Annotated in this window: 21 protein-coding genes; 12 read left to right on the forward strand and 9 right to left on the reverse strand. The window is 45.8% G+C overall.

Features of this window, described 5'->3' with window-relative positions:
* The first annotated feature begins 16 nt into the window (after nt 1-16).
* The 6 genes from dnaA (at nt 17) to OA57_RS05330 (ending at nt 8205) form a co-directional block, all read left to right on the forward strand.
* A complete protein-coding gene (gene dnaA / locus OA57_RS05305) occupies nt 17-1354 on the forward strand; it encodes a chromosomal replication initiator protein DnaA (protein ID WP_407637072.1) in 1338 nt (445 codons plus the stop codon).
* Between the two features lie 62 nt (nt 1355-1416).
* A complete protein-coding gene (gene dnaN, locus OA57_RS05310; RefSeq protein ID WP_034614400.1) occupies nt 1417-2517 on the forward strand; it encodes a DNA polymerase III subunit beta in 1101 nt (366 codons plus the stop codon).
* A 15-nt stretch (nt 2518-2532) separates the two neighbouring features.
* Complete coding sequence (gene recF, locus OA57_RS05315) at nt 2533-3612, forward strand: DNA replication/repair protein RecF (RefSeq protein ID WP_034614404.1); 1080 nt, start codon at nt 2533-2535, stop codon at nt 3610-3612.
* A 90-nt stretch (nt 3613-3702) separates the two neighbouring features.
* On the forward strand, nt 3703-6132 hold the full coding sequence (gene gyrB, locus OA57_RS05320; protein ID WP_034614406.1) for a DNA topoisomerase (ATP-hydrolyzing) subunit B: 2430 nt from the start codon (nt 3703-3705) through the stop codon (nt 6130-6132).
* A gap of 61 nt (nt 6133-6193) precedes the next feature.
* Entirely contained in the window at nt 6194-7462 is a 1269-nt protein-coding gene (locus OA57_RS05325; protein WP_052122384.1) for an O-antigen ligase family protein, read from the forward strand.
* The gene (locus tag OA57_RS05330; RefSeq protein ID WP_034614410.1) at nt 7459-8205 is read left to right on the forward strand and encodes a glycosyltransferase family 25 protein; all 747 of its coding nucleotides are present in this window, start codon (nt 7459-7461) and stop codon (nt 8203-8205) included. The genes OA57_RS05325 and OA57_RS05330 overlap by 4 nt, the downstream gene beginning before the upstream one ends.
* Nucleotides 8206-8266: 61 nt before the next feature.
* Here the strand turns inward: OA57_RS05330 and asnB are convergent, their stop codons facing one another.
* The 9 genes from asnB to mobA form a co-directional block, all read right to left on the reverse strand.
* A complete protein-coding gene (gene asnB / locus OA57_RS05335) occupies nt 8267-9853 on the reverse strand; it encodes an asparagine synthase B (RefSeq protein WP_034614413.1) in 1587 nt (528 codons plus the stop codon).
* Between the two features lie 227 nt (nt 9854-10080).
* Entirely contained in the window at nt 10081-11049 is a 969-nt protein-coding gene (locus OA57_RS05340) for a peptide ABC transporter ATP-binding protein (protein ID WP_034614415.1), read from the reverse strand.
* Nucleotides 11042-12061 carry a dipeptide ABC transporter ATP-binding protein gene (gene dppD / locus OA57_RS05345; RefSeq protein WP_052122386.1) on the reverse strand — a complete coding sequence of 340 codons (1020 nt, stop codon included), beginning with the start codon at nt 12059-12061 and terminating at the stop codon, nt 11042-11044. The genes OA57_RS05340 and dppD overlap by 8 nt, the downstream gene beginning before the upstream one ends.
* Nucleotides 12062-12072: 11 nt before the next feature.
* Nucleotides 12073-12981 (reverse strand): dipeptide ABC transporter permease DppC, encoded by a 909-nt coding sequence (gene dppC, locus OA57_RS05350; protein ID WP_052122387.1) that lies wholly within the window; start codon nt 12979-12981, stop codon nt 12073-12075.
* A gap of 32 nt (nt 12982-13013) precedes the next feature.
* On the reverse strand, nt 13014-14024 hold the full coding sequence (locus tag OA57_RS05355; RefSeq protein WP_034614417.1) for an ABC transporter permease subunit: 1011 nt from the start codon (nt 14022-14024) through the stop codon (nt 13014-13016).
* Between the two features lie 97 nt (nt 14025-14121).
* Nucleotides 14122-15720, reverse strand: coding sequence for an ABC transporter substrate-binding protein (locus OA57_RS05360; protein ID WP_034614420.1), 1599 nt, complete (start codon nt 15718-15720; stop codon nt 14122-14124).
* A gap of 284 nt (nt 15721-16004) precedes the next feature.
* On the reverse strand, nt 16005-17603 hold the full coding sequence (locus tag OA57_RS05365) for an ABC transporter substrate-binding protein (protein WP_034614423.1): 1599 nt from the start codon (nt 17601-17603) through the stop codon (nt 16005-16007).
* Nucleotides 17604-17724: 121 nt separating this feature from the next.
* A complete protein-coding gene (locus tag OA57_RS05370) occupies nt 17725-19107 on the reverse strand; it encodes a DHA2 family efflux MFS transporter permease subunit (RefSeq protein ID WP_034614426.1) in 1383 nt (460 codons plus the stop codon).
* Nucleotides 19104-20225 (reverse strand): molybdenum cofactor guanylyltransferase MobA, encoded by a 1122-nt coding sequence (gene mobA / locus OA57_RS05375; RefSeq protein WP_034614430.1) that lies wholly within the window; start codon nt 20223-20225, stop codon nt 19104-19106. Before mobA ends, OA57_RS05370 begins: the two co-directional genes overlap by 4 nt.
* A 74-nt stretch (nt 20226-20299) precedes the next feature.
* Here mobA and OA57_RS05380 point away from each other — a divergent pair, with 74 nt between their 5' ends.
* From OA57_RS05380 to OA57_RS05405, 6 genes are all read left to right on the forward strand, one after another.
* Nucleotides 20300-20566, forward strand: a complete 267-nt coding sequence (locus OA57_RS05380) for a YihD family protein (RefSeq protein WP_034614434.1) — start codon at nt 20300-20302, stop codon at nt 20564-20566.
* A gap of 43 nt (nt 20567-20609) precedes the next feature.
* Nucleotides 20610-21236 (forward strand): thiol:disulfide interchange protein DsbA, encoded by a 627-nt coding sequence (dsbA, locus tag OA57_RS05385; RefSeq protein ID WP_407637073.1) that lies wholly within the window; start codon nt 20610-20612, stop codon nt 21234-21236.
* 168 nt (nt 21237-21404) lie between these two features.
* On the forward strand, nt 21405-21737 hold the full coding sequence (locus tag OA57_RS05390; protein ID WP_034614439.1) for a DUF413 domain-containing protein: 333 nt from the start codon (nt 21405-21407) through the stop codon (nt 21735-21737).
* Nucleotides 21738-21878: 141 nt separating this feature from the next.
* Entirely contained in the window at nt 21879-22973 is a 1095-nt protein-coding gene (trmA, locus tag OA57_RS05395; protein ID WP_034614551.1) for a tRNA (uridine(54)-C5)-methyltransferase TrmA, read from the forward strand.
* Nucleotides 22973-23734: a class I SAM-dependent methyltransferase gene (locus OA57_RS05400; RefSeq protein WP_034614442.1), complete on the forward strand. Its 762-nt coding sequence runs from the start codon at nt 22973-22975 to the stop codon at nt 23732-23734. Before trmA ends, OA57_RS05400 begins: the two co-directional genes overlap by 1 nt.
* 24 nt (nt 23735-23758) lie before the next feature.
* On the forward strand, nt 23759-24976 hold the full coding sequence (locus OA57_RS05405) for a glycosyltransferase (protein ID WP_034614445.1): 1218 nt from the start codon (nt 23759-23761) through the stop codon (nt 24974-24976).
* Nucleotides 24977-25268 lie beyond the last annotated feature (292 nt).

Here is a 25268-nt window from a genome sequence, read left to right on the forward strand (position 1 = left end):
TATTGGAGCGTCACGCGTGTCTTCTCTTTGGCAGGATTGCCTTTCGCACTTACAAGATAAAGTATCCCCGACCGATTTCAGCACTTGGCTGCGTCCGTTGCAGGCAGATCTCGACAACGAAATATTGGTACTGTATGCGCCGAACCGCTTTGTCATCAGCTGGGTACAAGAACGTTATCTGAGCCAAATCAAAGAGATTAGCCGCTTTCTTTCCGGCAACCCGCAATTCAGCGTCAGACTGATAGAAGGCAGTAAGCCGCAAACCAATCTCAAGCCACAACATCCCGTTGCCGAGCCGAGCAAGCCCGAACAAACCGAAAGCAAGCCGTTTCGCAGCAACCTGAATCTCAAACATACCTTCGATAATTTTGTGGAAGGAAAATCCAACCAGATGGCACGTGCCGTCGCCCAAAAAGTGGCGGACAATCCGGGCAGCTCCGATTCCAACCCGCTGTATCTATACGGTGGCACCGGCTTGGGCAAAACGCATTTGTTACACGCCATCGGCAACGGTATTTTAGCTGACAATCCCGATGCCAAAGTAGTTTACATGCACTCAGAACGCTTCGTACAAGAAATGGTGAAAGCCCTGCGCAACGATAAAATCGACAACTTCAAAAAATTCTATCGCAATCTGGATGCATTACTGATCGATGACATTCAATTCTTCGCCAATAAAGAAGGGACGCAGGAAGAGTTTTTCCACACCTTTAATGCGCTGTTTGAAAGTAACCACCAAATTATTTTAACCTCGGATCGTTATCCGAAAGAGATCGACAAAATCGAAGATCGACTGAAATCCCGTTTCGGCTGGGGCTTGAGCATTGCTATCGAACCGCCGGATCTGGAAACCCGGGTTGCCATTTTAATGAAAAAAGCGGAAGAAAGCGGCATGTTACTGCCGGAAGAAGTCGCATTTTTTATCGGGCAAAAACTACGCACAAATGTGCGAGAACTGGAAGGGGCGCTCAACCGTGTGCGGGCATTTGCCAATTTCAAAGGGGAACATATCACCATTGATCTGGTGCGAGAAGCACTGAAAGACATGCTGGCGCTGCAAGATAAATTAGTCACAATTGAAAATATCCAAAAAATCGTCGCCGAATATTACAAAATAAAAGTGTCCGATTTAAAATCAAAAAGCCGTTCCCGCTCCGTCACCCGCCCGCGCCAATTGGCAATGGCGCTGGCAAAAGAGCTGACTAACCGCAGTTTACCGGAAATCGGCAAGGCTTTCGGCGATCGCGATCACACCACCGTGTTGCATGCCTGCCGCACCATTGCGGATTTACGAGAAAAAGACAATAATATTCAAGAAGATTTTTCCAATTTAATTCGTACGCTGTCGGCATAATTCCGAATCATCACAGCAAGATAATCATCATCGACAAAAACAGCAAAAGAAAAGAGGTTGATATGCAATTCTCTATCACTCGGGAAAACCTGATTAAACCACTACAGCAAGTGTGCGGCGTGCTAAATTCCCGCCCACCGACGGCCGTTTTGCATAATTTGCTGCTGCAAGTGGACGGCCGGCGCCTGATTCTGACCGGAACCGATTTGGAAGTGGAACTGTCCACCCAATCCCAACTGAGAAGTGCGGTTCAAGACGGCTTTTATACTATTCCGGGCAAAAAATTTCTCGATATTTGCCGCAGCTTTAATGACGAAGCGGAAATTAACGTTACCTTTGAAGATGATCGCGCCATTGTCAGCAGCGGTCGCAGCCGTTTTACGCTTTCCACCCTGCCGGCAAACGAATACCCGACCTTGACCGACTGGCACGCCGAAGTGGATTTCTCCGTTCCGCAGCAAACCCTGCACCGCCTGATTGACGCCACCCAATTTTCGATGGCAAATCAGGACGCTCGCTATTTTCTGAACGGCATGAAATTTGAAACCGAAGGCAATCTGTTACGCACCATCGCCACCGATGGTCATCGCTTGGCGGTCTGCACTATCGCACTGGAACAATCGTTGCCGAACCATGCGGTGATCGTACCGCGTAAAGGCGTATTGGAACTCAACCGTCTGTTAAACGAACCGGAACAGAATGTCCGGATTCAGATCGGCACCAGTAATATTCGCATTCAATTTGAACACACTGTGTTTACCTCCAAACTAATCGACGGTCGTTTCCCCGACTATCGCCGAGTCTTACCGCGCAATGCCGATCACATTATCGAAGCCGATTGGGCAACATTGAAACAAGCCTTTTCCCGTGCCGCCATTCTCTCCAGCGATCGCATTCACGGCGTGCGGTTGGCACTGAGTCTGAATCAAATGGGCATCACCTCCAGCAATGCCGAAAAAGACGTAGCCGAAGAGGTGATCGACATTCAGTATGATAATGACGAGATGGAAATCAGCTTCAATGTCAGCTATTTATTGGACGTACTCAATGCCCTGAAATGCGACAAAGTGCGGTTCCGCTTCAGCGATTCCAATTCCAGCTGCCTGATCGAAGACTGCAATGAAGCCAGCGCCGAATATGTGATCATGCCGATGCGTTTATAACGGATAGCCTTTGTCATGGCACTTTCCCGCTTAATCGTCACCGATTTTCGCAATTTGCAAGCCGTGGATATTGAACCGAATCCCGGCTTCAATTTTATTGTCGGCAATAACGGCAGCGGCAAAACCAGCCTGCTGGAGGCCGTCTATTATCTCGGGCACGGACGTTCATTCAAAAGTGCGGTCAGCCAACGGATTATCCGCCATGATCAACCGCACTTTACCCTCCACGCCCGCATCAGCGAACAACAGCATGACTGGGCATTGGGGTTACAAAAAACCAGACAGGGTGATACGGTCGTCAAAATCAACGGCGAAGACGGCAATAAAATCGCCGATTTGGCACAATTACTGCCGATACAGATTATTTCACCCGAAGGCTTGACCTTGCTGAACGGCGGTCCGGCTTTTCGACGCGCCTTTTTGGACTGGGGGCTGTTTCATCACCAAGCCGAATTTTATACGTTATGGACGAGATTGCGCCGCCTGCTGAAACAACGCAATGCTGCGCTACAACAAACCGCTCACTATGCCCCGCTAAAAATCTGGGACGGCGAACTGTCGCTGCTCGCCCATCAAATCAGCGACTGGCGGCGGGAATATGCCGAGACGCTCTCTCCCGAGATAGAACAGAGCTGCCGCCTGTTTTTGCCTGAGCAGGCAATTCAAGTCGGTTTTCATCAAGGGTGGGATCAAGATACCGAATATGCCGAATTATTGGCGCAGAATTTTGAACGTGATAAAAATATCGGTTACACCGTATCCGGCCCGCAAAAAGCGGATTTCCGCTTTAAAGCCAACGGTTTGCCGGTGGACGATGTTTTATCGCGCGGTCAACTGAAATTGATGATGTGCGCCTTACGTCTAGCGCAAGGCGAACATTTGACCCGCACCACACAGCGCAATTGTTTGTTTTTACTCGATGATTTCGCCTCGGAACTGGACCGGTACAAACGCAGCCTGCTTGCCGAACGCCTGCAAAAGAGCGGTTCGCAGGTATTCGTTACCGCCATCACCCGAGAGCAGCTCAAGCAAATGCCACTGGCCGACGGAACATTGTTTAAATTACAACACGGCATATTGAAACAACACGACTGACCGCACTTTACTCCATAAATTAGCCCGTGTTAAACCCCTCAAAATCTGTTATAATCATTGAAATTTTTGAACAAAAAACCGAGAAAAATTATGTCTGATAATCATGTTTCAAATGCCTATGATTCCTCCAGTATCAAAGTCCTGAAAGGGCTGGATGCAGTCAGAAAACGCCCGGGAATGTATATCGGGGACACCGATGACGGCAGCGGCTTGCATCACATGGTATTTGAAGTCGTCGATAACTCGATTGATGAGGCACTGGCCGGACATTGTCAAGATATTATCGTCACTATCCACACCGACAATTCTGTCTCGGTACAAGATGACGGCCGCGGCATTCCGGTCGGTATCCACGCCGAAGAGGGCGTTTCCGCCGCAGAAGTGATCATGACGGTGTTACACGCCGGCGGAAAATTCGATGACAACTCCTATAAGGTCTCCGGCGGCCTGCACGGCGTGGGGGTTTCAGTGGTCAATGCGCTGTCGGATAAATTATTGCTGACTATTCGCCGTGAAGGTAAAGTTCACGAGCAAACCTATCATTTAGGTGTACCGGAAGCGCCGCTGGGCGTGATCGGCGAAACCGAACAAACCGGTACGGCAGTACGCTTCTGGCCAAGCCCGATCATTTTTACCAATATCGAATTCCAATATGAAATTCTGGCAAAACGCCTGCGCGAACTGTCGTTCCTGAATTCCGGCGTGTCAATCAAGCTGATCGATAAACGAACCGATAAACAGGATCACTTCAAATACGAAGGCGGTATCCGTGCGTTCGTTGAACATTTAAACAAAAATAAAACCCCAATTCACCAACAACCGTTTTATTTTTCCGGTGAAAATGAAAAAGACGGCATCGGTGTTGAAGTTGCGCTGCAATGGAATGACGGCTTCCAAGAAAATTTATATTGTTTTACCAATAATATTCCACAACGTGACGGTGGTACTCACTTAGCCGGCTTCCGTGCCGCACTGACCCGCACCCTGAACAACTATATGGAAAACGAAGGCTACAATAAAAAATCGAAAATCAACACCTCCGGTGATGACGCCCGTGAAGGATTGGTGGCGATTATCTCGGTGAAAGTGCCTGATCCGAAGTTTTCCTCACAAACCAAAGACAAACTGGTATCGTCGGAAGTCAAAGGTGCGGTGGAATCGGCAATGAACGAACGATTGCAAGAATATCTGTTGGAAAATCCGAATGATGCCAAAATTATTGTCGGAAAAATCATTGATGCCGCCCGTGCCCGCGAAGCCGCACGCAAAGCCCGTGAAATGACCCGTCGTAAAGGTGCGTTGGATTTAGGCGGCTTGCCGGGCAAACTGGCCGACTGCCAAGAGCGTGATCCGGCACTGTCTGAACTGTATATCGTGGAAGGGGATTCCGCCGGCGGCTCTGCCAAACAAGGGCGTAACCGCAAAAATCAGGCGATTTTGCCGTTAAAAGGGAAAATTCTGAATGTAGAAAAAGCCCGTTTTGACAAAATGCTTTCTTCACAGGAAGTTGCAACGCTGATCACCGCACTTGGCTGTGGGATCGGGCGTGATGAATATAATCCGGAAAAACTGCGTTATCACAAAATCATCATCATGACCGATGCCGATGTCGATGGTGCGCATATTCGTACCTTGTTGCTGACCTTCTTCTATCGCCAAATGCCGGAACTGATTGAAAAAGGCTACGTCTACATCGCCCAACCTCCACTGTACAAAGTGAAAAAAGGCAAACAGGAACAATATATTAAAGATGATGAAGCGATGACTCAATATGAACTGGCGATTGCACTCGACGGCGCCGGCCTGCATATTTCCGATTCCGCCCCGGTCATGAGCGGATTGCCGTTGGAAAAATTAATCAGCGAATATAACAACGTCAACAAAATGATCAACCGCTTAGCTCGCCATTATCCGACCGCACTTTTGAAAGAATTAGTGTACGCACCAACCTTAAATGCCGAATTACTGAAAAATGAAACGGAAGCCGGCTATTGGGCACAACAATTGCTGGCGACACTGCAAAGTAAAGAAATCGGCGGCAGTCATTATTCAATCCGCACCGTTTACAATCAAGAACGCCATTTGCACGAAGTGGTGCTGACAGTACGAACCCATGGTATCGACACTGACTATCATCTTGATTTCCAGTTTTTTGAAGGCTCAGAATATAAGCGGATCGTCAAATTGGGCGAACAACTACGCAATTTGATTGAACCCGGCGCTTATATAGTCCGCGGCGAACGCCAAACGGCGGTATTCTCTTTTGAGCAGGCTGTCGAGTGGCTGGTGAAAGAATCCCGTCGCGGCCTCGGTATCCAACGCTATAAAGGGCTGGGAGAAATGAATCCGGATCAACTGTGGGAAACTACCATGGATCCGAACGCCCGTCATATGTTACAAGTCTCGATTAAAGACGCGGTAGCCGCCGATCAACTGTTCACCACCCTGATGGGGGATGAGGTCGAACCACGCCGTGACTTTATCGAAAGCAACGCCTTACAAGCGAATTTGGATATTTAGTGATTAAAAATGCTACTTTTATCCCAGAATCAAAGTAGCATTATTATAATTAGGATTTAAAATGTTAAATAATTCTAATCTTAGATTATCAATAATTATTAATTCTCTCATTTTCCTTTTCTTCACTCCCTTATTACTCATTAAAAAATCTTACTATATTGCGCCACTAATATTGTTGATAATCGCATTATTATTTTTGGTCTTTAAAAAAAATAAAATCTTTAAACTAACGCCTGAAATTAGAACCTATGTCATAGCCTGCAGCGGTTACTTTCTGGTTGCTTTAATGATTGCCATTATTCATCACGATAAAATCCCGACTTCATTTAAAGCAGAAATGTTAGCCTTACTGACTATTCCCATTTTAATCTTATTTTTATATTTCAGACCTGACTTCAAAATATTATCTTTCTCTTTGTCTATCAGTGCTATTTTAGTCGGCTGCCATGCTATTTATGATAAATTTTTTCTAGGGACTTTCAGAGCACTATCCGATGGCGCAGTACATATTGTTATTACCGGAGGGATAATAATGACAATCGCCATGCTTTGTTGTGCCATTTCAATCTATCATCTAAGCCAACAGCAGTATAAGAATGCATTATTTAGCGGATTTGCTGCAATAATGGGGATTTTAGCCGGTTTTTTTACCGGCTCCCGAGGCTCTTGGCTAATATTTCCATTTATTATTCTTTTATTATTTGTTATTTATTGGAAATCACTGAAAAAGTTAATTCCAGTCATTGGTATTTGTATTCTAACTGGGATTGCTATATTAACCCTCTCACCGCAAACAGGAATTAGCGAACGATATCACCAAGCGATATATGATATCACTCACTATACCGAACAAACTGAAAAAACCACCTCTATCGGAATGCGTTTTGAACTATGGAAAAGCGCTTGGTATGGTTTTCTGGAAAAGCCTGTCTTCGGCTGGGGAAAAGAGGGAATGTTTGATGCGAAAAAACAACAGATAGCGCAAGGAATTGTTATACCTTATACCCTTGCACCGCACTTAACACATGCACATAATCAATTCCTTGAACAGATGTTCTTCCGCGGCAGTATTGGATTGATTGCATTATTGGCTATTTTATTTATTCCTTTGATACATTTCTCAGCTCATTTCTATAGAGCAAATTCATCTTACGAGAAGCTAATCTCATTATTGGGCATTATAAATATTCTCACATTTCTCTCCTATAATTTAAGTGATGTATTTTTAACAATGAAAGAAAGTGCGATGTTTTATTATATGCTGAATGCAATTATTTACGCTATGCTTTATCATTACAGACAACCTATTCATATGGTAACCAAATCATGACAATTCCTATTTATGTGATTAATCTGGAAAGTTCAAAAGACAGAGCTCAATCTATTGCCCGGCAATTCCGACAGCTGGATATTGACTACCATTTGTTTCCGGCAATTAATGGAAATCAACCTCATCCCTTATTCAAAAAATATAATGCAGAAAAACACTTTTTTATAAAAGGAAGAACCTTATCCAAAGGAGAACTAGGGTGTTTTGCCAGCCATTATTTACTTTGGGAAAAATGTGTTCAACATAATAATCCAATTATCATTTTAGAAGATGATGCCTATTTGACAAAATATTTCAATGCGTTTTACATACAAGCTGATGAAATATCAACTTCATATGACTTTATCTGGCTGCATAAATCAAGTCGTGGAGGGAAACATATCCAATGCGGTAAAGTAGGGCAATTTTCGATTGAAAAATATTTCAAAGATTATATTTGTGCCACGGGATATTTAATATCCCCCAAAGCTGCCAAAAAATTTCTTGAGGCAATGGATGAATGGTTATATCCGGTTGATGACAGTATGGCTAGATTTTATGAAAATGGTGTTGAAAATCTTGCCATATCTCCGGCATGTATTAGCGACAGTAATATAGCATCAACAATTGGTGAAGATAATCGAGGCAAGCAGGGGAAAAGCCTTACTCTAATATCAAAACTCAGAAGAGAATACTTTAACTTAAAAGCGCGATTTAATCGCTTTATGCATAATAAACAATTTATCAGAAAACTAAAAAAATAATTTATAAAGAAAAGGTTACCGCCCTAAAAAGCGCTAACCTTTCTTTGCACCAGCAATATTATTACTTCCCACTATCCCCATAATTTCCCAATACTCGGGCACTTGGGTCGTTGACATTACAGCCTTCCCATTCTTTATTCGGCATCCAGAAATCTTTAATCCAGCCGGCATTGCCAGGATAGAATTTTTCAAAGATATCACGATACAACAAAGATTCTTTAGTAAACGGCGTACCATAAGTATATTTACTCTTCGCCGACGCTAAATCCCGGTCAGTATATTTTTCTTCGGCATAGGCTTTCAGGTAATCCACCATTGAATGTCCGACAGCATCGCTGAATGCTGCTTTTTCACGCATTAAAATACTGTCCGGCAGATAATCCATGCCTTCAAAAGCGTGACGCAACAAATACTTACCTTTGCCGTACACATTCATTTTTTTCTCGGGATTGATACTCATCGCATAATCGACAAAATCCAGATCACCGAACGGCACACGCGCTTCCAGTGAATTCGCAGCCAAACAGCGATCAGCACGCAGCACGTCATACATATACAGCTCACGAATACGTTTTTGTGCTTCTTTCTGGAAGGCCTCGGCGCTCGGTGCAAAATCAGTATACTTATAGCCGAAGATTTCATCACTGACTTCACCGGTCAACAGCACCTTCAAGTTTGTATTTTCTCGAATATATTTACACACCAGATACATACCGATGCTGGCACGGACAGTGGTAATATCCCAAGTCTCCAGATGCCAAATCACTTTTTCCAGTGAATTCAATACATCATCTTTGGTCATGATCACTTCGGTATGATCCGTTCCCAAAAAATCAGCCACTTCTTTGGCATATTTCAAGTCAATCGGATCGGTTTCCATACCAACGGCAAACGTCTTAATCGGTTTACTCAAATTCTTCTGCGCAATGGCACAGACCAATGAAGAATCCAACCCGCCGCTTAATAAAAAGCCCAACGGTGCATCGGCATGTAAACGCTTGATAACCGCACTTTCCAGTTTTTCCCGGATATTTTTGGCAATTGTCGGAATATCATGGTCATATACCATTTTTGGATCCGCAATATCATTATATCGGGTAAATTTTCCGTCTTGATAATAATAACCCGGCGGAAACGGTTGAACATCACGGCAAAATTCAACCAGCGCTTTGGCTTCGGAAGCAAATGCAATTTTACCACTCTGTTTCTCATAGCCATAAAACATTGGACGAATACCGATAGGATCACGAGCCGCCATCACTTGATCGCCATGCTTATCAAATAGCACTAGCGCAAACTCGGCATCCAGCATTTTGACCATAACTTCAAAACCGACACGCTCATATAACGGAATCAATACTTCACAATCACTGTCGGATTTAAATTCAAATTTATCCTTTAACAGCGCTTTCAATTCTTCAAAATTATAGACTTCACCGTTACAAATCAGTTCATAGCCGTTGTGTTTGAACGGCTGGTTGCCGTTATTCGACAAATCCATAATCGATAAGCGATGGAATCCCCATAAACCGCTTTCTTCCGTTGTTAAGCTTTGATGATCCGGGCCGCGGTGAAAAATGTTATCGTAACCACGTTTAAAATCCGGTTGTGACATTTGTTGTTCGGATGCGAAAACGAATCCACACATAATTATACTCCGTCTAATTTTTATTAGTTTTAGTTGTTAATTGGATATAATTTTAAACCTTAACTTGAACAATCATCAAGATTTAATGCAATATACAAACAAAAAATCAAAACAAAAGCCGATTGATTTAAATTTTATATAAAAAAATGCAATATTTTTTAATGAAAAAATAAAACCGCCCTATTCGAACAGAATAAGTGCGGTTTATGCCATAAAAAAACAGCAGGTTATTCGACAACGAAACAGGCGATTTGACTACCGTCAGGGTACTGCCGCAACTCAGGTTTTGATTGAAAACACCGCGCTTCCGCCAAACGGCAACGCCCACTGAACGCACAGCCTTGCGGCGGATTCAACGGACTCGGCAATTCGCCGCTCAGTTTAATCCGTTCACGACGTTTTTCTGCAGAAAGGCGCGGCGTAGCGGACAATAATGCCTGCGTGTAAGGATGGCGCGGATTAGTGAAAATCTGCTCGGTTGTCCCCTGCTCCACACAACGCCCCAAATACATCACAATCACCTCATCTGCAATATGCTCCACCACCGACAAATCATGCGAAATAAAGATGTAGGAAAGTCCCAGTTCGTTTTGCAGATCCATCATCAGATTGAGCACTTGCGCCCGCACCGACACATCCAGTGCAGAAACCGGTTCATCCGCCACCACAATATCCGGATTCAGCACCAAACCGCGCGCAATGGCAATACGTTGGCGCTGCCCGCCGGAAAACATGTGCGGATAGCGATCATAAAATTCAGCGCGCAAACCCACTTGTGCCATAATCGCCAATACTTTCTCTTTCCGCTGCTCCGGCGTTAATGCGGTATTAATTAACAGCGGTTCTTCCAAAATCGTACCGACTTTTTTACGAGGATTTAACGAGGCATACGGATTCTGGAATACAATCTGGATTTTCTTACGGCGTAATTTTTTAGTTTCACTGTCATTAACCAAAAAATTTTGTCCATTGTAATACAATTCGCCGTCCGTCGGGTCTTCGATCATGGTCAATAAACGTGCCAATGTCGATTTGCCGCAACCGGACTCCCCGACCACAGCCAACGTTTTACCGCGCCCCAACTCGAATGAAACACCGTCCAGTGCTTTGACTTGTTGCGGTTTGCTGAAAAAACCGTTTTTGACCGGATAATATTTTTTGAGGTCAACCCCTTTTAGCAACACATTCTCAGACATGAACCGGTTCTCCTTGTGCATTTAACGGGGTATGACACTTCACTTGGCGATCAGCCAGATAGTGCAAGTGCGGTTCTGACGTTCTACATTCATCGGTTGCATACGGACAACGCGGGTTCAGCAAGCAGCCGCTCGGACGATCGTATTTGCCCGGCACAACGCCCGGCAGCGAATGCAAGCGGGATTTCCCGACGGCAAATTCCGGCAATGAACGTAACAGAGCCTGAGTATAAGGGTGTTTCGGCATGGAGAAAATCGCTTCCGCCTTGCCTTCCTCAACCACTTGTCCGGCGTACATCACAAGGATCCGTTCCGCCGCTTCGGCAACCAATGCCAAATCGTGCGTGATCAAAATCAATGCCATATTCTCTTTTTTCTGTAACGCCAGCAGCAAATCGATAATTTGCGCCTGAATGGTAACGTCAAGTGCGGTCGTCGGCTCATCGGCAATCAGTAATTTCGGACGGCAGGCAATCGCCATTGCAATCATCACTCGCTGGCTCATACCGCCGGACAATTGATGCGGATAAACCGATAAACGTGATTCCGGATCAGGAATCCCGACTTGCGTCAGTAATTCGATTGTACGTTGACGGCGGCTATGACGACTGCCGCCTTCATGCACTTTCAACGCTTCCATAATCTGGAAACCGACCGTGTAAGCCGGATTAAGACTGGTCATCGGATCCTGAAAAATCATCGCCACTTCGGAACCGACCAGCTCCTGTTTTTTATCTTCCGAAATCGCCAATAAATTATGACCATCAAAGTTGAGGCTATCGGCATGAACCCGTCCCGGAAAATCGATAAGCCCCATGACGGCCAGAGAACTGACGGATTTTCCAGAACCGGACTCGCCGACAATACCCAATACTTCACCTTGCTTAATGTTATAACTGATACGATCCACCGCTTTAAACGGGGCTTGTTGATCGCCGAAATGCACTGACAGCCGATTGACTTCCAGCAACGATTTTTCCAGTGCGACATCTAAGGTTTTATCTAATGTCATTGCGTGTTTCCTTATTGTTTCAACTTAGGATCGAGGGCATCACGCAAACCGTCACCCATTAAATTAAACGCCAATACCGTCAATAAAATCGCCAATCCGGGGAATGTAACCACCCACCAGGCACGTTGGACAAATTGCAAAGCTTCCGCCAACATTGCGCCCCATTCCGGTGTCGGCGGCTGCGCGCCAATCCCCAAAAAACCCAATGCCGCCATATCTAAAATCGCATTGGAAAAACCCAATGTGGTTTGTACGATCAACGGCGCCAGACAGTTCGGCAAAATCGTAATCAGCATCAAACGGATTGACCCCGCCCCGGCGACACGCGAGGCTGTGACATAATCCCGATTCAATTCATTCAACACCGAAGCTCGCGTTAAACGGACATAACTCGGCAATGAAACCAATGCAATCGCAAACGAAGCATTCAGTAGAGAAGGCCCCAAAATCGCCACAATGGCAATCGCCAGCAGTAAACTCGGCAATGCCAGCATAATGTCGATAATCCGCATGATCATTACATCAATCCAGCCACCGAAATAACCGGCGACCAAACCTAAAACTACGCCGAACATAAACGACAGGCTGACCACCAATAAACCGATAAACAGCGACAGACGCGCACCGTAAATCAAACGTGACAAAATATCACGTCCGACATCGTCCGTGCCTAAAATATAGCTCCAACTTCCGCCTTCCAGCCATGCCGGCGGCATTAGCAGAGCATCGCGCGCCTGTGCAATCGGATCATGCGGTGCAATCACATCAGCGAGCAGGCTGACGGCAAAAATAAAAATAATATAACTCAGCCCGATAACAGCACCTTTGCTGTGGCTGAAATGCGACCAAAATTCGGCAATCGGCCCTTTCGGTGCCGGCGGCGCCTGAATTTGAACGGCTTTATTTAACGATTCGGACATCACGATTCCCTCTATTCATCCATGCTCTGACATTATTTACGGTGACGAATACGAGGATTCAAAATCCCGTACAACAAATCAACAAACAAATTGACCACAATAATGATGGTGGCGATAATCAGCACCGCCCCTTGCACCACCGGATAATCACGGGCGCGAATGGCTTCGATCACCCACTTGCCGATGCCCGGCCAAGCAAAAATCGTTTCAGTCAAAATCGCTCCGGAAAGCATTTGTCCGACAATCAAACCGACCACCGTCACCACCGGAATCAAGGCATTACGCAAAGCATGCACCACAATCACCCGCATTTTTGATAAACCTTTGGCACGGGCGGTGCGGATATAGTCTTCGCCCAATACTTCCAGCATCGAAGAGCGGGTCATACGCGAAATCACGGCCAACGGAATCGTGCCAAGCACTATCGAAGGCAAAATCAGATGCGAAACCGCCGATTTAAATGCGCCTTCCTCGCCGGACAACCAACTGTCGATCAACATGAAACCGGTCACGTCATCTATCCAGAATTGTGCGCCAATCCGGCCCGATACCGGCGTTAAATCCAGTTGTACCGACATCACCAGCATCAACAGCAAGCCCCACCAGAAAATCGGCATCGAATAGCCGGTGAGCGACACCGCCATCACACTGTGATCAAAAAACGAGCCGCGTTTCACCGCCGCCAGAATGCCGATCGGAATACCTAAAATCACCGCAAACAAAATCGCCATTGTGGTCAATTCAATCGTAGCGGGAAACAAATTTAAAAATTCTTCGACAACCGGCTGACTGTTTTTGAAAGAAATCCCCAGATTGCCCTGAGCCAGATCACCAAGGTAATTAATATATTGTTGGTAAAGCGGCAGATCCAATCCCATTTGTTTGAGCATCTGCGCGTGCATTTCCGGACTTAAACCGCGTTCGCCCATGCGGATCTCAATCGGATCACCGGGAATAAAATGGATTAACGCAAACGTTAATAGCGTGATGCCGATAAAGGTCGGAATGACCATGGCAATACGTTTTAAAATAAATTGAAACATGATAATTTCTCGAAATTTGTCACAATCCCACACTGTCGTTGACAATATTGAGAACAAAAACCGCACTTTTACCATAAAAGTGCGGTTAAATACAGAATTATTCTAATTCCAGTGCGTAAAAGTTATGCAAACCGAACGGATCGATTACATAATTTTTCACCTCTTTGCGCAACGGCAGGTACGTTGTCGAGTGAGCTATGGTAATCCAAGGCGCTTGCTCTTTGAAAATTACTTGCGCCTGTTTATACAGCTCGCTGCGTTTTTCTTGATCGGTCACTTGCACCGCCTGTCTGATCAACTCATCAAACGGTTTATAACACCATTTTGCATAGTTGGAACCCTGTTCGGCAGAAGCACAGCTTAATAATGTGCCCAAAAAGTTATCCGGATCACCATTGTCGCCGGTCCAGCCCATCATGCCGGTCGGATCATCGCCTTTTTTCATGCGTTGCAGATACTCGCCCCACTCATAGCTGACGATTTTAGCGTCCACACCGACCGCCTTCCAGTCTGCCTGAACCAATTCCGCCATACGGCGTGCATTCGGGTTATACGGACGAGAAACCGGCATCGCCCACAATTCGGTAGTAAAACCGTTTTCAAAACCGGCTTCTTTCAGTAATGCTTTGGCTTTGGCCGGATCATACGGATAATCTTGCACGTCGTCATTATAGCCCCACATGGTCGGTGGGATTGGGTTTTTCGCTTTTTCCGCCGCCCCTAAATAAACCGCCTCAATAATCGCATCTTTATTCACCGCATAGTTCAACGCCTGCCGGACTTTTTGATTTTCAAACGGCGCTTTTTGCACATTAAAGTGAACATAGCCGACATTCAGCCCCGCTTCTTCCATTAAATTGATATTCGGATCATTTTTCATCAATTCCAAATCGGCAGGATTCGGATACGGCATCACATGGCATTCGCCTTTTTGCAGTTTGGCATAACGCACTGAAGCATCAGGGGTAATCGCAAAGACCAGACGGTCGATTTTGGATTTTCCCTTCCAGTAGTTATCAAACGCCTTATAACGGATTACGGCATCTTTTTGATAGTTGACCAGTTCAAACGGACCGGTGCCGATCGGCTCTTGATCCACTTTTTCAGGCGTACTGGCTTTTAACATATTCTCAGCATATTCTGCAGACAGAATACCGGCAAAGTCCATCGCAATATTAGCTAAAAATGGTGCATTTGCTTGTTTTAAATAAATTTTAACCGTGTAATCATCTACTTTTTCTAATTTATCGATAGTATTCGGCATATCCATACCGACAAAATATTCGTATCCCAAATTAGAAACTTTATGATACGGATTCTGCTCGTTCATCTGGCGATCGAAAGAAAAAATCACATCGTCGGCATTGAAATCACGGCTCGGTTTAAAATTCTTATTGGCTTGAAACTTAACGCCTTTGCGCAAATAGAAAGTATACGTTTTCCCGTCGTCGGAAACATCCCATTTTTCTGCCAGAGACGGCTGCACCGTTGTGCTGCCGCGGCTAAATTCGGTCAAACGGTTATACATCGCTTGTCCGCTGGCGTCCAGTGAAGCGCCGTCAGTCACCAATTGCGGATTAAAGGAGGTTGGCGACGCTTCGGAACAATAAACCAAGGTTTTCGGCTGATTCGCCGATAGTGATAAGGAGACCGACAGCGCAAGTGCGGTCAGCGACAATGTTGTGAGTTTTTTCATGATTACACTCCGATTATGAGAATCTGTTTATTTTTATTTACATCACTAAATCAGTAATGAGATTATAGTTAATATCACCAATCAAGCCAATTCACAAGATACGAAACGATATTTTTTATCAAAAATTGAAGATTCATCAATTTTTTAGCCGACTTGATTAAAAACAGAAGAAAAAAGAATGGCAGGAAATCCTGCCACTCAAAGAACGAACAATATGTCCATCGTAAGATTCGACTCGGCGGTCGCCTCATCGGCATTGAAAAAGGGCGGCTTGAAAGTGCGGTTTAATCCGCCAATTTCACGCCGTAAAACGCGCTGTAACCGAACGGGCTTTGTTTATAATCACGCACGCGTAAACTCAACGGCGTAACGGTAATCGAGTGCGCCACCGTAATCCACGGCGCTTGCTCTTTGGCAATGACCTGCGCTTGTTCATACAAGCCGACACGTTGGGTTTTATCGGACAGTTTCGAAGCCTGTTTCAACAAATCGCTAAATTCACTGTTACACCAACGGGCATAGTTACTGTGTCCGACGCTGTCACAGCCCAACAACGGTGTCAGGAAATTGTCCGGATCGCCGTTATCGCCCGACCAGCCGTAAATCCCCGCTGTCAGCAAGCCCTCTTTGGTGCGTTTGATATAATCGCCCCACTCATAACTCACCAATTCGGCTTTCACCCCGATTTTCGCCCAGTCGCTTTGCAAAATCTCTGCCAAACGGCGCGGATTCGGATTGGAGTTACGCACAACCGGCTGCACCCATAACTGGGTTTCGAAACCGTTCGGATAGCCGGCTTCCGCCAATAATTGTTTGGCTTTTTCCAGATCATACGGATAATCTTTCACTTCGGTATTATAACCCCAAATTGTCGGCGGCAACGGGTTGACCGCCGGCACGCCCGCGCCCTGATAAACCACGTTGATAATGGTATCTTTGTCTGCCGCCATGTTCAGCGCCTGCCGCACTTTCACATTGTCAAACGGTGCTTTCTCGGTATTAAAGGCAATATAGGCAACGTTCAACCCCTCTTGCGACATCAACTGAATTTTCGAATCACTGCGCATTTTTTCCAAATCGGCACTATTCGGGAAATCCATCATATCGCACGCACCGGTTTGCAGTTTGGCATAACGTGCGGTCGCATCGGGGGTAATACTGAAAATCAGACGCTTAATCGGCGCTTCGCCTTTCCAGTAATCTTTGTTTGCCAAGAAACGTACCGCCTGATCCAACTGATAACCGGCAAATACAAACGGCCCTGTGCCGATTGGGGTTGTGTCAATCGTCTCCGGTTTGCCTTCCGCCAGCATTTTATCGGCATATTCCTTAGAATAAATAGAGATAAAATCCATACCCAAACTGGAAAGAAACGGCGAATCCGGATAATTCAGCGTAATTTTCACCGTGTAATCATCTACTTTTTCCACCGCTTTCAGCAATTTCGGAAAATTCATCGCATTAAAATACGGATAAGTCCCGTTAGAAACGCCATGATAAGGATGGTTCGGATCCAGCTGGCGTTGGAAAGAGAAAATCACATCATCGGCATTGAAATCACGACTCGGTGTGAACACTTTATTAGCATGGAATTTCACGCCTTTACGCAAATGGAAAGTGTATTCCAACCCGTCTTCGCTGATATCCCAGCTTTCCGCCAAGCCCGGCTCTAAATCAGTGCTGCCGCGCACAAATTCCACTAAGCGGTTATACACCTGCTGCGAACTGGCGTTGTAGGAAATACCGTCCATCACCAGCGCCGGGCTGAATCCGCTCGGTGCGCGGCTGGTACAGTTGATAAAAGTGTCTTTGTCTGCGGCTTGCGCAACCGTGGTCAGACCGATTAAAAGTGCGGTTAAAGAGAGTTTGCTGCTGAATTTCATAAAATCTCCGAATTCGTTAATAAATCATAAAATATCGGTAAAGATACCGTTCCGGCGATGATTTCAAAAGTTCAAAATCATCTTGATTATAACCAAATCATCTAAAAAATACCTATTCCGTTTATTGACTGCGGCGACTCATATTTTCACCGTCATGCACGTCCAGCTTCAACAACAGCCAAAGCTGCAAAATCCCGATCGCCGCTACGCTGAAAAAAGTATAGCTGAAGGCTTGGGCGAGCGCACTTTTATCCAACACGTCCAAATAAACATTCAACACTACCGCCGAGAATGCAATGCCCAGCCCCAAACCAACCTGCTGGGTAACACTCAACAGGGTGCTGCCCTCACTGTTGTTCTCCGCTGAAAATTCGCTAATGGTCAATGTGTTCGCGGCGGTAAACAGGGTCGACATCGCAGCACCGTATAACATCAGCGGCGGCAATAATAACCAAATCGACCAACTCTTTTGCATCAACCCAAACAGAATCAAACTGATACACAGTAATAACGTCGCTGTAATCAACACCTTTTTATAGCTGAAGCGAACCAACAGCCGACGTAAGAACGGTTTACAGACAATCGAGCTGATCGCAATCGGCGCCAGCAGCCAACCGGCAATATCCGCCGGATAACCGTAAGCAACCTGCAACATCAGCGGCAGCAAAAACGGCGCGCCCGAACCACAAATACGCAGCACCAAATTCACTTGAGTGCCGATACTGAAAGTGCGGTATTTAAACAAAGAAAAGCCGATTAACGGATTGCGGATTTTTTGCGCATAATAAAAATACAGCAGGAACAGCAGCACACCGGCAGACAGTACGATAAACGCCGCAGGCAGGCTGAAAGTGCGGTTGCCGATCATATCCATACCGAGCGTAATCCCGACCAGCGAACCGCCAAACAGCAAAAATCCCACTCGGTCAAAACGAAACACCTCGGCTTTCATATTCGGCATAAACAGCCCGCACAGGAAAAACCCCAAAACCCCGATCGGAATATTGATCAGGAAAATCCAGTGCCAGCTGGCATAAGTCACCAGCCAACCGCCCAAGATCGGGCCGACAATCGGGCCTATCAAACCGGCCATCACCATCATATTCAATGCCGAAATAATTTCATGGCGCGGCACACTTTTGATGATCGCCAAACGGGCGGTCGGCATCATCAGCGCACCGCCTGCGCCCTGCACAATCCGCGCCAGAATCAGTGTCTCCAGACTGCTCGCCAATGAACAGAAAATCGACCCCAGAATAAACAAAACGATTGCCGAACGAAAAATAGTCAATGTGCCGAATCGATCCGCCAGCCAGCCGCTGAGCGGAATCAACAATGCCACCGTTAAAGCATAACTGATCACCGCCAACTGCATTTCCAGCGGCGCTTCATGCATACCGGCGGCAATCGCCGGCAATGCGGTATTCAAAATCGTAGCGTCGAGCGTTTGCATAAAAAGTGCGGTCGACGCCACCCACGCCAAGCCTTGATAGCTTTTACTCATTGCCCTTCCTTGTCTTGCATCGTTAACCACCAACGATAAATAAATCCGGCAATCTCTTCCATGCCGTTCAGATCCAAACACACTGCGCTGTGCTGGGCTTGCACCGCATAATCCGTCGCCAACGCCACCACCCATTGATCAATCTCGGGCAATGGTTTTGCCATCGCTTGACGGTGCAACAAAATTTTCGGCAACGCTTCCTGTTTAAACCCTTCCACCAATACCAAATCACTCAAATGTGAATCCAGCTGTTGCGCCAGATACGTTAATGAAACCGCACTTTGTGTGGTTTGGGTCTCCGTCATCAACGCCCAACGCTGATCGCACGCCACCGCTACTTGTGTCGCCCCTGCCTGTGTCATACGCCAGCTGTCTTTGCCCGGTTTATCGGTGGAAACGTCATGATGGGTATGTTTTATCACCGCCACCCGCAGCCCTTTTCGTTGTAAGTGCGGTAGCAATTTTTCCAATAACGTCGTTTTACCGCTGCCGCTGTAGCCGCTGATCCCCAGCATCGGAATTGACGTGGGCGCTTGCCGGCGATTCAATTCGTCCAGCTGCGACAAATAATTAAAATTGGCAAAGGCTTGCGGCTGATCGCTGAAATCTACCACGCTGTAGCATTGTCGATGCATAAAATCACGCACTTTCCGCCCCCCCTCAAGCAGATATGTTTCCAAAGCCGGAATGAGCGATTTATTCATCAGCGCAAAAGTCGGATGCTCCCGTTCGCCATCGCTGACATACGCCAGCTCCGCCGGCTGCTGTCGAACCGCACTTTGCAGGCGAGCCGCCAAATCCGACGGCAAAAACGGCGCATCGCACGGCACGAACAACACCCACTCGGACACACTGTGTTTCAAGCCGCTCAACATACCGCTTAACGGCCCGAGGAAGCCGTCCAATTCGTCCATAAACACCGGCAAACCGCACTTGGCATAGTGTTGCTGATTGCGGTTGGCATTAATCAAAATCTGTTGAACCTGCCCCTGCAAACGTGCTTTCACATGCATAACCAACGGTTTTTGCCGTAATAACTGCAAGCCTTTGTCCGCCCCTTGCATTCGTTGCGAAAGCCCGCCGCACAAAATAACCGCACTTATTTGTTGTTTTTTCATTCGTTCTCTCTTTTGCAATTCTGCCGTTCGGTGCTATCATCGCACAAATCAAAAATGAAACAATAGGACAACTTATGAAATGTCATCGTCTTAACGAAGTGCTGGAGCTGATTCAGCCGCACTGGTCGCAAGATCCGGATCTCAGTTTATTGGAATTTTTACAAAAAATCGCTGTCGAAGCAGGATTCGACAAACCGATTGCCGAATTGAGCGATGAAGTGATCATTTATCATTTGAAAATGCGCGGCAGCGACAAGCACGAACCGATTCCGGGCATTAAAAAAGATTATGAAGATGATTTTAAAACCGCCCTTTTAAAAGCGCGCGGCATTCTCAAATAACATCTGATTTTTACCACGTAAATTTTTAATATTAAGGACAGCCATGAAAAAACTACTGTTGATTTTAGCCGCACTATTTTCCGTCAATGCAGCACAAGCCGCCGATTTCGTTCCTCAAGAAGGCAAACAGTTTATCACCGTTGCACAACCGGCAACCGTCGATAAAGAGGTGATTGAGTTTTTCTCTTTCTATTGTCCGCACTGCGCCAATTTCCAACTGGAATACAAAATTCCGCAAACTATTCAGGCAAAAATGCCCGCCGGAACGCAATTCGTCAAATATCACGTCAATTTTCTGGGACGAGCGTCCGAAGATTTAACCCGTGCCTGGGCGTTTGCGATGGCAACCAACAGCACCGAATTGGTGGAAGACGCCCTGTTTGAAGCGGCTCAAGCCAATCAAATCAATTCAATGGCCGATATCCGCAAAATCTTTTTGGACAAAGGCATCAGCGCCGAACAGTTTGACAACGGCATCAACAGTTTCGCCGTCAACGGTCTGGTCAACAAACAAGTCAAGGCATTGGAACAATACCAAGTGCGCGGTGTGCCGGCGTTTTTTGTCAACGGCAACAAACAGATTGATCTCGGCGGCTTCAGCGACTCCGCCAGCGTACAGCAGTTTGTCGACAATTATGCCGATACGGTATTGTATCTGCTGAACCACTAACGACATAAATTATTCCGTTTCACCACCGCTCTTTAAAGTGCGGTGGCACATCCCCCCTGCTTCCAATGAAAAATACAATTGAACGCTTTTCTGCAAAAAAAAGTTGACTTATTTTTATGAATTGGTTTAATGCATCCCGACTTATCTTTGTATTATAGAGGAACCATTATGGCTGAAAGTTTTAGCGTAACCCGTCGCTTTTTTGACGATAAAAATTACCCGCGCGGTTTTTCCCGCCACGGTGACTACACGATCCGTGAATCCGATACGTTGGAGAAATACGGTCAGGCATTTATCGAACTGGATTTAGGCAACCGAGCGCCAATCAATGCCGAAGAAGAACAATTCGTTGCCGTTTGCCGCAACACGCGCGAACCGGAAACTTTCTTTGAAAAAACCTGGTGCAAATACCGTTCCCGCATTGCCAGCGTAAAACGGGTTTACACCCTGTCCGGCCTGTCTGCCGGCGATGCCGTTGACGACTATAGCAATAATGACTAAACCACGTTGATGACTTTGGCGCACAAATGTGCGCCTGATTAACGCCGACCGCACTTCTTCTGCCGTCTGCCAAAAAGTGCTACACCGGCACAATTCTAATCTTGTCTACTGATTTCTTTACTGATAATTATGCAAAAATCAATGCAATCACTACCGACTGCGCAATATTCACAACTGTTGGCCGACAAGCAACAAACGCTCGCTCGCCTGCTTTCTCCCTTTTCCGCGCCGGAAATCGAGGTTTTTGCCTCTGAGAAAATCCATTACCGTATGCGTGCCGAATTTCGGATCTGGCATGATCAAGGCGAAATTTACCACATCATGTTCGATCCCCGCACAAAACAACGCTATCGGGTGGATCATTTTCCGATTGCCAGTGAATTAATCAACCAAATGATGGCTGCTGTCATTCCATTGTTGCAACAAGAAAAAATCCTGCAACACAAGCTGTTTCAAATTGATTACCTCAGCACCCGCAGCCAAAAAATCATTGTCAGCCTGCTGTATCATAAAAAATTGGACGAACAGTGGCAGCAACAGGCACAACTATTGCGCCGACAACTCCAACGGCAAGGCTTTGACGTCCAATTAATCGGGCGTGCCAGCAAACAAAAAATCTGTTTTGATCAAGACTATATCGATGAAGTACTGAACATTAACGGGCGTGATTACGTTTATCGCCAGATTGAAAACAGTTTCACCCAGCCAAATGCCGGCATCAATGTAAAAATGATTGAATGGGCTCTCTCCTGTACTGAAAATAGTCGCGGGGATCTGCTGGAACTGTATTGCGGCAACGGCAACTTTTCCGTAGCGTTGGCACCACATTTCCGCAAAGTATTGGCGACCGAAATCGCCAAACCGTCGGTAGCGGCGGCACAATTCAACATCGAAACCAATGGTTGCGACAACTTGCAGATTATCCGTATGTCGGCGGAAGAATTCACCCAAGCGATTAACGGCGTCCGTTGCTTTAACCGCTTGCAAGGCATTGATTTAAGCGATTATCAATGTGAAACCGTTTTAGTCGATCCGCCGCGTGCCGGATTGGATAACCAAACGGTGAATATGGTGCGGCAATATCCGCGCATTCTGTACATTTCCTGTAATCCGCATACCCTGTGCGATAATCTGCAAACATTGTGCCAAACCCATAAAATCGAGCGTGCCGCCTTGTTTGATCAATTTCCGTACACCGAACATATGGAAAGCGGTGTCTGGCTGGTAAAACGCTGATGGCAGTGCAGTTATTGTGTGAATCACAATCCAAACAAGCGGATTTTGACCGCACTTGCCGACAGCTCGGCTTACACCATGATGCCGGCGCGCCCCTCGCTTTGGTACAAACCGACGAGCGGTTAGAACTGCGCAAGCCGGACGAGCCGAAACTGGGCGCAGTTGCGGTGGATTTCACCAGCGGAGCAATGGCGCATCGACGTAAATTCGGCGGCGGGCGTGGCGAAGCGGTCGCCAAAGCGGTCGGCATAAAAAAAGCGTATATGCCCAGCGTGATCGATGCCACCGCCGGCTTGGGGCGTGACGCCTTTGTCTTGGCGGCGATTGGTTGTCAAGTGCGGTTGATTGAGCGAAATCCGGTAGTTTTTATGCTGTTACAAGACGGTTTACAGCGTGCTTATCACGATCCTGAAATCGGCGACTGGCTGCAACAACGGCTGCAACTGTTGCCGATTGACAGCTTGACCGCACTTTCGGCACAAACCGAGGCGGCGGATGTCGTCTATCTCGATCCGATGTATCCGCACAAACAAAAAAGCGCTTTGGTTAAAAAAGAGATGCGGATTTTCCAATATTTAGTCGGCGCCGACTTGGATTCGGATCAATTGCTCGCTCCGGCACGGCAACTGGCACGCAAACGCGTGGTCGTCAAACGCCCCGATTACGCGCCGTTTCTGGCGGCAGAAAAACCGCACTTTAGTCAGGCAACCAAGAATCACCGCTTTGATGTATATATGGGATTAAATCCAAGCTCTGTATAACCTGAATTATCTTTTGAGGGAAATATGCCGCAAACCATCTGCCTTAATATGATTGTAAAAGATGAATCCGATATTATTCGAGACACGCTGGAAAATATTGTTCGCCACGTTCATATTGATTACTGGGTCATTTCTGATACGGGATCGACGGATAATACCGTTAAGATTATTACCGACTTCTTTACAACAAAGAATATTTCGGGCGAAATTCATCATGCACACTGGGTTAATTTTTCACACAATCGAAATCTGGCATTAAAACAGTGTGAAGGAAAGACAGATTATATTCTAATCTTCGATGCCGATGATCGAATAGAAGGGAATTTAATATTACCGCAGCTCACTCATGACAGTTACCATATGCTCATGTCCAATCAAGGCACAAATTATTACCGCCCTCTGTTAATTAAAAATAACGGTCAATTTTTTTGGCGCAGCGTGCTGCATGAATTTCTGGAATCAAAATCCGCTTCACCATCAAAATCCGTTATTCACGGCGAATATCAGATTATTTCGGGACGTTTCGGCAAACGCAGCCAAGACCCCGATAAATATCTCAAAGACGCCCTATTATTAGAACAGGCATATGAAAAAAATGAAGATGACGACTTGAAACCTCGCTACGCCTTTTATTGTGCGCAATCTTATCGTGATGCCGAATATGACGAAAAAGCGATTGAATGGTATTTAAAACGGATTAAATTGGGCGGATGGATAGAAGAAGTAACGTGCTCATACGAAAATCTAGGCATCTGTTACGAACATCGGCAAGATGAAAAATCCGCACTTTATTACTGGCTTGAAGGTTACGATTATAATCCGCAACGAATAGAATGCCTATATCAGGCAGCCCGCTTACTCAGACTTCAAGGAAAATGCCGATTAGCCTATCAATTGGGTATAATTGCCAAAAATATCCCTTTTCCTGCACAAGATATTTTATTTGTTAAGAAATCCATTCATGACTTTTGGATCTATTTTGAATTATCGATCAGTGCGTATTATGTGAATAATTTCCAATTGGGTTATCAGTGCTGCAAATATATTCTCTTGGCGAATCCAGAACCGCATATTGTCGACATTACCCTGAACAACCTGATATTTTACCAACAACAAGCCCGACAGGATTCGAAAGCGGAAATTCAGACATTGCTGAATAAACTGGAACAGTATCAAACTGTCGGAAATAATATCAATACACAAGCCATCATTGATTATTTTAAACAATGTTTAGCCGAATGAATCCGATTTAACTAAACAATCTATACTCCGCTCAAGTAAAGTGCGGTCAGCCGGAAAATAGACGATTTTTTCTTAATCGAATGTTTACACCGGTCGTGCTCACCTTGTCTATTAAATTTATAAATCAATCGTTTGACCAATTAAACGAGATTCAAACCAATATAGGTCGCCAGATGCATCATCAGGTATTTATTTCGGAAACCTAATGATAAAAAAACCGTATGAATCCATTCACACGGTTTAAGCATTTTAGCAAGAAAAAGTGCGGTTTATTTCGCTGAAATCACCACAC

The sequence above is a fragment of the Chelonobacter oris genome (assembly GCF_000772535.1).
GTDB classification, from domain to species: domain Bacteria; phylum Pseudomonadota; class Gammaproteobacteria; order Enterobacterales; family Pasteurellaceae; genus Chelonobacter; species Chelonobacter oris.

Excerpts from the sequence above, each read along its gene's own strand:
- asnB (WP_034614413.1), bottom strand. The coding sequence starts at position 9,853 with ATGTGTGGATTCGTTTTCGCATCCGAACAACAAATGTCACAACCGGAT.
- OA57_RS05400 (WP_034614442.1), top strand. The coding sequence starts at position 22,973 with ATGGCAGTGCAGTTATTGTGTGAATCACAATCCAAACAAGCGGATTTT.
- dppD (WP_052122386.1), bottom strand. The coding sequence starts at position 12,061 with ATGACATTAGATAAAACCTTAGATGTCGCACTGGAAAAATCGTTGCTG.
- OA57_RS05355 (WP_034614417.1), bottom strand. The coding sequence starts at position 14,024 with ATGTTTCAATTTATTTTAAAACGTATTGCCATGGTCATTCCGACCTTT.
- gyrB (WP_034614406.1), top strand. The coding sequence starts at position 3,703 with ATGTCTGATAATCATGTTTCAAATGCCTATGATTCCTCCAGTATCAAA.
- mobA (WP_034614430.1), bottom strand. The coding sequence starts at position 20,225 with ATGAAAAAACAACAAATAAGTGCGGTTATTTTGTGCGGCGGGCTTTCG.
- OA57_RS05330 (WP_034614410.1), top strand. The coding sequence starts at position 7,459 with ATGACAATTCCTATTTATGTGATTAATCTGGAAAGTTCAAAAGACAGA.
- OA57_RS05360 (WP_034614420.1), bottom strand. The coding sequence starts at position 15,720 with ATGAAAAAACTCACAACATTGTCGCTGACCGCACTTGCGCTGTCGGTC.
- OA57_RS05365 (WP_034614423.1), bottom strand. The coding sequence starts at position 17,603 with ATGAAATTCAGCAGCAAACTCTCTTTAACCGCACTTTTAATCGGTCTG.
- dnaN (WP_034614400.1), top strand. The coding sequence starts at position 1,417 with ATGCAATTCTCTATCACTCGGGAAAACCTGATTAAACCACTACAGCAA.
- dppC (WP_052122387.1), bottom strand. The coding sequence starts at position 12,981 with ATGTCCGAATCGTTAAATAAAGCCGTTCAAATTCAGGCGCCGCCGGCA.
- OA57_RS05380 (WP_034614434.1), top strand. The coding sequence starts at position 20,300 with ATGAAATGTCATCGTCTTAACGAAGTGCTGGAGCTGATTCAGCCGCAC.
- OA57_RS05340 (WP_034614415.1), bottom strand. The coding sequence starts at position 11,049 with ATGTCTGAGAATGTGTTGCTAAAAGGGGTTGACCTCAAAAAATATTAT.
- OA57_RS05405 (WP_034614445.1), top strand. The coding sequence starts at position 23,759 with ATGCCGCAAACCATCTGCCTTAATATGATTGTAAAAGATGAATCCGAT.
- OA57_RS05325 (WP_052122384.1), top strand. The coding sequence starts at position 6,194 with ATGTTAAATAATTCTAATCTTAGATTATCAATAATTATTAATTCTCTC.
- recF (WP_034614404.1), top strand. The coding sequence starts at position 2,533 with ATGGCACTTTCCCGCTTAATCGTCACCGATTTTCGCAATTTGCAAGCC.
- OA57_RS05390 (WP_034614439.1), top strand. The coding sequence starts at position 21,405 with ATGGCTGAAAGTTTTAGCGTAACCCGTCGCTTTTTTGACGATAAAAAT.
- OA57_RS05370 (WP_034614426.1), bottom strand. The coding sequence starts at position 19,107 with ATGAGTAAAAGCTATCAAGGCTTGGCGTGGGTGGCGTCGACCGCACTT.
- trmA (WP_034614551.1), top strand. The coding sequence starts at position 21,879 with ATGCAATCACTACCGACTGCGCAATATTCACAACTGTTGGCCGACAAG.
- dsbA (WP_407637073.1), top strand. The coding sequence starts at position 20,610 with ATGAAAAAACTACTGTTGATTTTAGCCGCACTATTTTCCGTCAATGCA.